A 9,441-nucleotide genomic window follows, 5' to 3' on the forward strand; every position below is an offset into this window, starting at 1 on the left:
CTTTCACAGCACGGCTGACGAGCAAAAAAATAAAAAAAGCCTGGCAATTGCTTGTCTGTCGAAACGCTTGCCAATTTTTTGAACGAGCGTTTGGGTAATTGATGAATTGATTTTCGACTGCAATCACACCTGCTCTGCGTCGGCAGAGTTTTTTAGGAGTGTGTATTGAGTCGCGTTATTTTTGTTCGGAGCGCCGAGCCACCGATCAATTGGTCCGAAGTCGAATCGCGTCTCGACGGAATTTCAAATTCTGCTTTTTCAACGTCAGACAATCTTCCCATCGCGAAAGATCTGCCAACTCTGGTTGATCGGCTGCTGTCGATTGAGCCCGTCGCCCTGATCGACGCGCCGACAAACGCCGAGCGCGATCCATTTGAAACGCTGTCTTTGCCGGCAGAAATCCATCCCGACCGAGACGAATTTTTAGATGCAGCCGTTTGCAGGAGCAGCAGCATGACCACTCGTTCCGAAGTTGCTTCAATCTTTCCGAACACTTCGGGCACCAGCGCACGGTTGCGGCCCAATTATTTCCAGTGGCGGGCGTTCATGGGTGTAAGCCACAAGTGCGAGATCGCCTTCATCGACCGCGGCATCGATGACCTCGAAACGCTACTTGCCGGCATTCGGCCGGATGTTGAGGTAATCCTGCTCTCTGATGATGAACCGGCTGTCCGCCAGATGGCGCGGGCGGTCGAAGGCAGGAACGGACTGGAAGCAATCCATCTCATCGCCCACGGGCAGCCTGGAACGATAGCGTTTTCGGCTGGGCCGCTCTCGCTTGACACCGTGGATCGTGTCGCGGGCGATCTGGCGCATCTGGGCAACGCGATCACGCAGGGCGGCGAACTACGGTTGTGGAGCTGCGCAGTCGCACAGGGTGAGTACGGCGCGGCGTTGATCGACGCCATCGCGGCCGCCACCGCCACCAAGGTGGTGGCTTCGGCCCAACGCGTCGGTGCCGCCGCACGCGGCGGCAGCTGGGATCTTTGGTCGCTCGACAACTCAACTCTTGCAGAGCCGCCGATCACGGCCGCCGGGCAGAGGGCCTATGCGGGCGTGCTGGATACCAACAACACGACAATCTCAGGCAACAACAGCACCAACACGCTGACTGTGACCGGAAGCAACGACAAGGTCAGCGACGGCAACGGGACAAACTCGGTCACGGTGACGGGCAGCAATAACACCGTCTCTGACGGCAACGGCACTAACACGGTCACGGTCGCGGGAAACAACAATACCGCTAGCGATGGCAACGGCACCAATACCATCACGGTCTCGGGCAGCAACAACACCGTCAGCGACGGCAATGGCTCCAACACGATCATCGTCAGCGGCAGCAACGCGACCATCAGCGACGGCAATGGCGGCAATCTGATCTATGCGGCCAACACCACCGGCACCAATACCATCAGCGACGGCAACGGGACCAATGTCATCGTCGGTGGCAGCGGATCGGATGCCATCAATGCCGGCAACGGCAGCAATATCATCTATGGCGGCGCCGGAAACGACACAATCAACGTCGGAAATGGCTCCGACGTTATCATCGGAGGGGCCGGCAGCGACACCATAAATGCAGGCAACGGCGGCGCTCTCGCGATCTATGCGCTTTCCGATCATTATCGGGTCGTCTCTGGTGCATTGCAGTCATTGGCCGGTGATGTCGACAGGTACAACGGCGGCGGGGGGACCGATACGATTCGCATCGTCCTCACTGCGGACGAATACGCGCTCATCAAATCGCAATTGACGGCATATGCGAGTTGGTTGGCCGCGAACCAGGGCTGTGGCGGCGCGACGTATTCGTTTAATTTTTCCGCCGGGACCTCCGGCACCGGAGTCTCGACCACGGGCGGTGGCCTCGTTCTCAATGGTTGGGAAGCGCTCCAGATTCAGATCGTCAATCCCGCAACGATCAACCTGGCACTAGGCGCGAGTTCCAACACCGGCTCGCTCAACAGTCTCTTTACCAACACGGTCGGCACCAGCGCTACGAGCTTCACCGACACGTTCAAAATCGTGGGCGTCGCCGCCGGCAACGGAAGCGCGACCGCGACCTCTTTGGATCCGTCGCTCAATGTTGCGCAATACCTCCACGGTACCGCGACCCTTCCGACCTCCTATACGGTGGCCGGCGCAGACGGCACGCTAACGGTCAATGCGGATGGCACTTACAGCTACGCGGTGACGTCCTTTGCGACACCGACCGACGTCTTTACCATTTCGACGCTTGATCAGAACGGTTTCGTTACCTCGACGACACTGACGTTCGGGATGCCGAACCATGGGCCGACCATCGTTGCGGGCTCGACCACGGCGAGTGGCGCGATCACGGAAGCCGCGAACACCACCGGCTCGACCGCAACGGACAGCGCCTCGGGCTCGGTCGCCTTTGCCGACGTCGACCTGTCGGACAGCCATACCGTCACGCAGGGCACACCCAGCTTCGCCTGGTCGGGCGGCACGCTGACCGCGGGCCAGATCAGCGCGCTGACATCGGCCAGCACGCTGGCGCTGACCAAGACCGACTCGACCGGGACGGGCTCGGGTTCGGTGGCGTGGAATTACTCGGCGCAGGACAAGACGTTCGACTTCCTGGCGGCCGGTCAGACCCTGACGGCGACCTATGTGGTCACGATCAATGACGGCCATGGCGGCACCACGACCCAGAATTTGGTTGTCACCGTCACCGGCACCAATGACACGCCGACCATCGTGGCTGGCTCGACCTCCGCGACAGGTGCCTTCAATGAGGCGGCCGGGGTCACCGGCTCGACCGCAACGGACGGCGCGTCGGGCACCATCGCCTTTGCCGACGTCGACCTGTCGGACAGCCACACCGTCGCGCAGGGCGCACCGAGCTTCGCATGGTCGGGAGGCACGCTGAGCGGGGGGCAGCTCGGTGCCCTGGCGAGCGCGAGCACGCTGGCGTTGACCAAGACCGACTCGACCGGGACGGGGTCGGGCAGCGTGGCCTGGAACTACAGCGCCCAGGACAAGGCCTTCGACTTCCTGGCGGCCGGCCAGACCCTGACGGCGACCTACGCGGTCACCATCAATGACGGCCATGGCGGCACCACGACCCAGAATGTGGTGGTGACAATCACCGGGACCAACGATGCGCCGACGATCTCGGCCGGGACGACGGCGAGCGGAGTCTTCAACGAGGCGGCCGGGGTCACCGGCTCGGGCACAACGGACAGCGCGTCGGGCACCATCGCCTTTGCCGACGTCGACCTGTCGGACAGCCACACCGTCACGCAGGGCACGCCGAGCTTCGTATGGTCAGGCGGTGCTCTCACGACCGGCCAGGGCAACGCTTTGGTGAGCGCGAGCACGCTGGCACTGACCAAGACCGATTCGACTGGCACGGGTTCGGGCAGCGTGGCCTGGAACTATAGCGCCCAGGACAAGACCTTTGACTTCCTGGCGGTCGGTCAAACGCTGAAGGTAACCTATCTGGTCTCCATCGATGACGGCCACGGCGGCACGGTTTCGCAGCCCGTCACCATCACCGTCACCGGCACCAACGATCTGCCGACCATCGTCGCCGGCTCGACCACCGCCAGCGGCGCGTTCAGCGAGGCTGCCAACACCACCGGCTCGACCGCGCCGGACACGGCCTCGGGTTCGATCGCCTTTGCCGATGTCGACCTCTCCGACCACCACACGGTGAGCGTCACCGGCGTCACCGCGAGCGGCACCACCTCCGGCCTGGCCGGCAACGCCACGCTGCTGAGCTGGTTCACCCTGGGGGCGGAGACCGACTCCACCAATGGTGCCACCGGCACGCAGGCCTGGAGCTTCTCGGCACAGGACAAGAGCTTCGACTATCTCGCCAATGGCGAGAGCGTCACGCTGACCTACAGCGTGCAGGTCGATGACGGCCACGGCGGCACGGTTTCGCAGCCCGTCACCATCACCGTCACCGGCACCAACGATCTGCCGACCATCGTCGCCGGCTCGACCACCGCCAGCGGCGCGTTCAGCGAGGCTGCCAACACCACCGGCTCGACCGCGCCGGACACGGCCTCGGGTTCGATCGCCTTTGCCGATGTCGACCTCTCCGACCACCACACGGTGAGCGTCACCGGCGTCACCGCGAGCGGCACCACCTCCGGCCTGGCCGGCAACGCCACGCTGCTGAGCTGGTTCACCCTGGGGGCGGAGACCGACTCCACCAATGGTGCCACCGGCACGCAGGCCTGGAGCTTCTCGGCACAGGACAAGAGCTTCGACTATCTCGCCAATGGCGAGAGCGTCACGCTGACCTACAGCGTGCAGGTCGATGACGGCCACGGCGGCACGGTTTCGCAGCCCGTCACCATCACCGTCACCGGCACCAACGATCTGCCGACCATCGTCGCCGGCTCGACCACCGCCAGCGGCGCGTTCAGCGAGGCTGCCAACACCACCGGCTCGACCGCGCCGGACACGGCCTCGGGTTCGATCGCCTTTGCCGATGTCGACCTCTCCGACCACCACACGGTGAGCGTCACCGGCGTCACCGCGAGCGGCACCACCTCCGGCCTGGCCGGCAACGCCACGCTGCTGAGCTGGTTCACCCTGGGGGCGGAGACCGACTCCACCAATGGTGCCACCGGCACGCAGGCCTGGAGCTTCTCGGCACAGGACAAGAGCTTCGACTATCTCGCCAATGGCGAGAGCGTCACGCTGACCTACAGCGTGCAGGTCGATGACGGCCACGGCGGCACGGTTTCGCAGCCCGTCACCATCACCGTCACCGGCACCAACGATCTGCCGACCATCGTCGCCGGCTCGACCACCGCCAGCGGCGCGTTCAGCGAGGCTGCCAACACCACCGGCTCGACCGCGCCGGACACGGCCTCGGGTTCGATCGCCTTTGCCGATGTCGACCTCTCCGACCACCACACGGTGAGCGTCACCGGCGTCACCGCGAGCGGCACCACCTCCGGCCTGGCCGGCAACGCCACGCTGCTGAGCTGGTTCACCCTGGGGGCGGAGACCGACTCCACCAATGGTGCCACCGGCACGCAGGCCTGGAGCTTCTCGGCACAGGACAAGAGCTTCGACTATCTCGCCAATGGCGAGAGCGTCACGCTGACCTACAGCGTGCAGGTCGATGACGGCCACGGCGGCACGGTTTCGCAGCCCGTCACCATCACCGTCACCGGCACCAACGATCTGCCGACCATCGTCGCCGGCTCGACCACCGCCAGCGGCGCGTTCAGCGAGGCTGCCAACACCACCGGCTCGACCGCGCCGGACACGGCCTCGGGTTCGATCGCCTTTGCCGATGTCGACCTCTCCGACCACCACACGGTGAGCGTCACCGGCGTCACCGCGAGCGGCACCACCTCCGGCCTGGCCGGCAACGCCACGCTGCTGAGCTGGTTCACCCTGGGGGCGGAGACCGACTCCACCAATGGTGCCACCGGCACGCAGGCCTGGAGCTTCTCGGCACAGGACAAGAGCTTCGACTATCTCGCCAATGGCGAGAGCGTCACGCTGACCTACAGCGTGCAGGTCGATGACGGCCACGGCGGCACGGTTTCGCAGCCCGTCACCATCACCGTCACCGGCACCAACGATCTGCCGACCATCGTCGCCGGCTCGACCACCGCCAGCGGCGCGTTCAGCGAGGCTGCCAACACCACCGGCTCGACCGCGCCGGACACGGCCTCGGGTTCGATCGCCTTTGCCGATGTCGACCTCTCCGACCACCACACGGTGAGCGTCACCGGCGTCACCGCGAGCGGCACCACCTCCGGCCTGGCCGGCAACGCCACGCTGCTGAGCTGGTTCACCCTGGGGGCGGAGACCGACTCCACCAATGGTGCCACCGGCACGCAGGCCTGGAGCTTCTCGGCACAGGACAAGAGCTTCGACTATCTCGCCAATGGCGAGAGCGTCACGCTGACCTACAGCGTGCAGGTCGATGACGGCCACGGCGGCACGGTTTCGCAGCCCGTCACCATCACCGTCACCGGCACCAACGATCTGCCGACCATCGTCGCCGGCTCGACCACCGCCAGCGGCGCGTTCAGCGAGGCTGCCAACACCACCGGCTCGACCGCGCCGGACACGGCCTCGGGTTCGATCGCCTTTGCCGATGTCGACCTCTCCGACCACCACACGGTGAGCGTCACCGGCGTCACCGCGAGCGGCACCACCTCCGGCCTGGCCGGCAACGCCACGCTGCTGAGCTGGTTCACCCTGGGGGCGGAGACCGACTCCACCAATGGTGCCACCGGCACGCAGGCCTGGAGCTTCTCGGCACAGGACAAGAGCTTCGACTATCTCGCCAATGGCGAGAGCGTCACGCTGACCTACAGCGTGCAGGTCGATGACGGCCACGGCGGCACGGTTTCGCAGCCCGTCACCATCACCGTCACCGGCACCAACGATCTGCCGACCATCGTCGCCGGCTCGACCACCGCCAGCGGCGCGTTCAGCGAGGCTGCCAACACCACCGGCTCGACCGCGCCGGACACGGCCTCGGGTTCGATCGCCTTTGCCGATGTCGACCTCTCCGACCACCACACGGTGAGCGTCACCGGCGTCACCGCGAGCGGCACCACCTCCGGCCTGGCCGGCAACGCCACGCTGCTGAGCTGGTTCACCCTGGGGGCGGAGACCGACTCCACCAATGGTGCCACCGGCACGCAGGCCTGGAGCTTCTCGGCACAGGACAAGAGCTTCGACTATCTCGCCAATGGCGAGAGCGTCACGCTGACCTACAGCGTGCAGGTCGATGACGGCCACGGCGGCACGGTTTCGCAGCCCGTCACCATCACCGTCACCGGCACCAACGATCTGCCGACCATCGTCGCCGGCTCGACCACCGCCAGCGGCGCGTTCAGCGAGGCTGCCAACACCACCGGCTCGACCGCGCCGGACACGGCCTCGGGTTCGATCGCCTTTGCCGATGTCGACCTCTCCGACCACCACACGGTGAGCGTCACCGGCGTCACCGCGAGCGGCACCACCTCCGGCCTGGCCGGCAACGCCACGCTGCTGAGCTGGTTCACCCTGGGGGCGGAGACCGACTCCACCAATGGTGCCACCGGCACGCAGGCCTGGAGCTTCTCGGCACAGGACAAGAGCTTCGACTATCTCGCCAATGGCGAGAGCGTCACGCTGACCTACAGCGTGCAGGTCGATGACGGCCACGGCGGCACGGTTTCGCAGCCCGTCACCATCACCGTCACCGGCACCAACGATCTGCCGACCATCGTCGCCGGCTCGACCACCGCCAGCGGCGCGTTCAGCGAGGCTGCCAACACCACCGGCTCGACCGCGCCGGACACGGCCTCGGGTTCGATCGCCTTTGCCGATGTCGACCTCTCCGACCACCACACGGTGAGCGTCACCGGCGTCACCGCGAGCGGCACCACCTCCGGCCTGGCCGGCAACGCCACGCTGCTGAGCTGGTTCACCCTGGGGGCGGAGACCGACTCCACCAATGGTGCCACCGGCACGCAGGCCTGGAGCTTCTCGGCACAGGACAAGAGCTTCGACTATCTCGCCAATGGCGAGAGCGTCACGCTGACCTACAGCGTGCAGGTCGATGACGGCCACGGCGGCACGGTTTCGCAGCCCGTCACCATCACCGTCACCGGCACCAACGATCTGCCGACCATCGTCGCCGGCTCGACCACCGCCAGCGGCGCGTTCAGCGAGGCTGCCAACACCACCGGCTCGACCGCGCCGGACACGGCCTCGGGTTCGATCGCCTTTGCCGATGTCGACCTCTCCGACCACCACACGGTGAGCGTCACCGGCGTCACCGCGAGCGGCACCACCTCCGGCCTGGCCGGCAACGCCACGCTGCTGAGCTGGTTCACCCTGGGGGCGGAGACCGACTCCACCAATGGTGCCACCGGCACGCAGGCCTGGAGCTTCTCGGCACAGGACAAGAGCTTCGACTATCTCGCCAATGGCGAGAGCGTCACGCTGACCTACAGCGTGCAGGTCGATGACGGCCACGGCGGCACGGTTTCGCAGCCCGTCACCATCACCGTCACCGGCACCAACGATCTGCCGACCATCGTCGCCGGCTCGACCACCGCCAGCGGCGCGTTCAGCGAGGCTGCCAACACCACCGGCTCGACCGCGCCGGACACGGCCTCGGGTTCGATCGCCTTTGCCGATGTCGACCTCTCCGACCACCACACGGTGAGCGTCACCGGCGTCACCGCGAGCGGCACCACCTCCGGCCTGGCCGGCAACGCCACGCTGCTGAGCTGGTTCACCCTGGGGGCGGAGACCGACTCCACCAATGGTGCCACCGGCACGCAGGCCTGGAGCTTCTCGGCACAGGACAAGAGCTTCGACTATCTCGCCAATGGCGAGAGCGTCACGCTGACCTACAGCGTGCAGGTCGATGACGGCCACGGCGGCACGGTTTCGCAGCCCGTCACCATCACCGTCACCGGCACCAACGATCTGCCGACCATCGTCGCCGGCTCGACCACCGCCAGCGGCGCGTTCAGCGAGGCTGCCAACACCACCGGCTCGACCGCGCCGGACACGGCCTCGGGTTCGATCGCCTTTGCCGATGTCGACCTCTCCGACCACCACACGGTGAGCGTCACCGGCGTCACCGCGAGCGGCACCACCTCCGGCCTGGCCGGCAACGCCACGCTGCTGAGCTGGTTCACCCTGGGGGCGGAGACCGACTCCACCAATGGTGCCACCGGCACGCAGGCCTGGAGCTTCTCGGCACAGGACAAGAGCTTCGACTATCTCGCCAATGGCGAGAGCGTCACGCTGACCTACAGCGTGCAGGTCGATGACGGCCACGGCGGCACGGTTTCGCAGCCCGTCACCATCACCGTCACCGGCACCAACGATCTGCCGACCATCGTCGCCGGCTCGACCACCGCCAGCGGCGCGTTCAGCGAGGCTGCCAACACCACCGGCTCGACCGCGCCGGACACGGCCTCGGGTTCGATCGCCTTTGCCGATGTCGACCTCTCCGACCACCACACGGTGAGCGTCACCGGCGTCACCGCGAGCGGCACCACCTCCGGCCTGGCCGGCAACGCCACGCTGCTGAGCTGGTTCACCCTGGGGGCGGAGACCGACTCCACCAATGGTGCCACCGGCACGCAGGCCTGGAGCTTCTCGGCACAGGACAAGAGCTTCGACTATCTCGCCAATGGCGAGAGCGTCACGCTGACCTACAGCGTGCAGGTCGATGACGGCCACGGCGGCACGGTTTCGCAGCCCGTCACCATCACCGTCACCGGCACCAACGATCTGCCGACCATCGTCGCCGGCTCGACCACCGCCAGCGGCGCGTTCAGCGAGGCTGCCAACACCACCGGCTCGACCGCGCCGGACACGGCCTCGGGTTCGATCGCCTTTGCCGATGTCGACCTCTCCGACCACCACACGGTGAGCGTCACCGGCGTCACCGCGAGCGGCACCACCTCCGGCCTGGCCGGCAAC

1 pseudogene is annotated in these 9,441 nt (G+C 66.1%); it reads left to right on the plus strand.

Going from position 1 to position 9,441, the window contains the following annotated elements:
* Nucleotides 1–546: 546 nt before the first annotated feature.
* Nucleotides 547–9,264: pseudogene (locus AAFG13_RS42615) on the plus strand (VCBS domain-containing protein); the annotation flags it as partial.
* Between the last annotated feature and the right edge of the window lie 177 nt (nt 9,265–9,441).

The organism is Bradyrhizobium sp. B124 (assembly GCF_038967635.1).
In the GTDB taxonomy this organism is placed as follows: domain Bacteria; phylum Pseudomonadota; class Alphaproteobacteria; order Rhizobiales; family Xanthobacteraceae; genus Bradyrhizobium.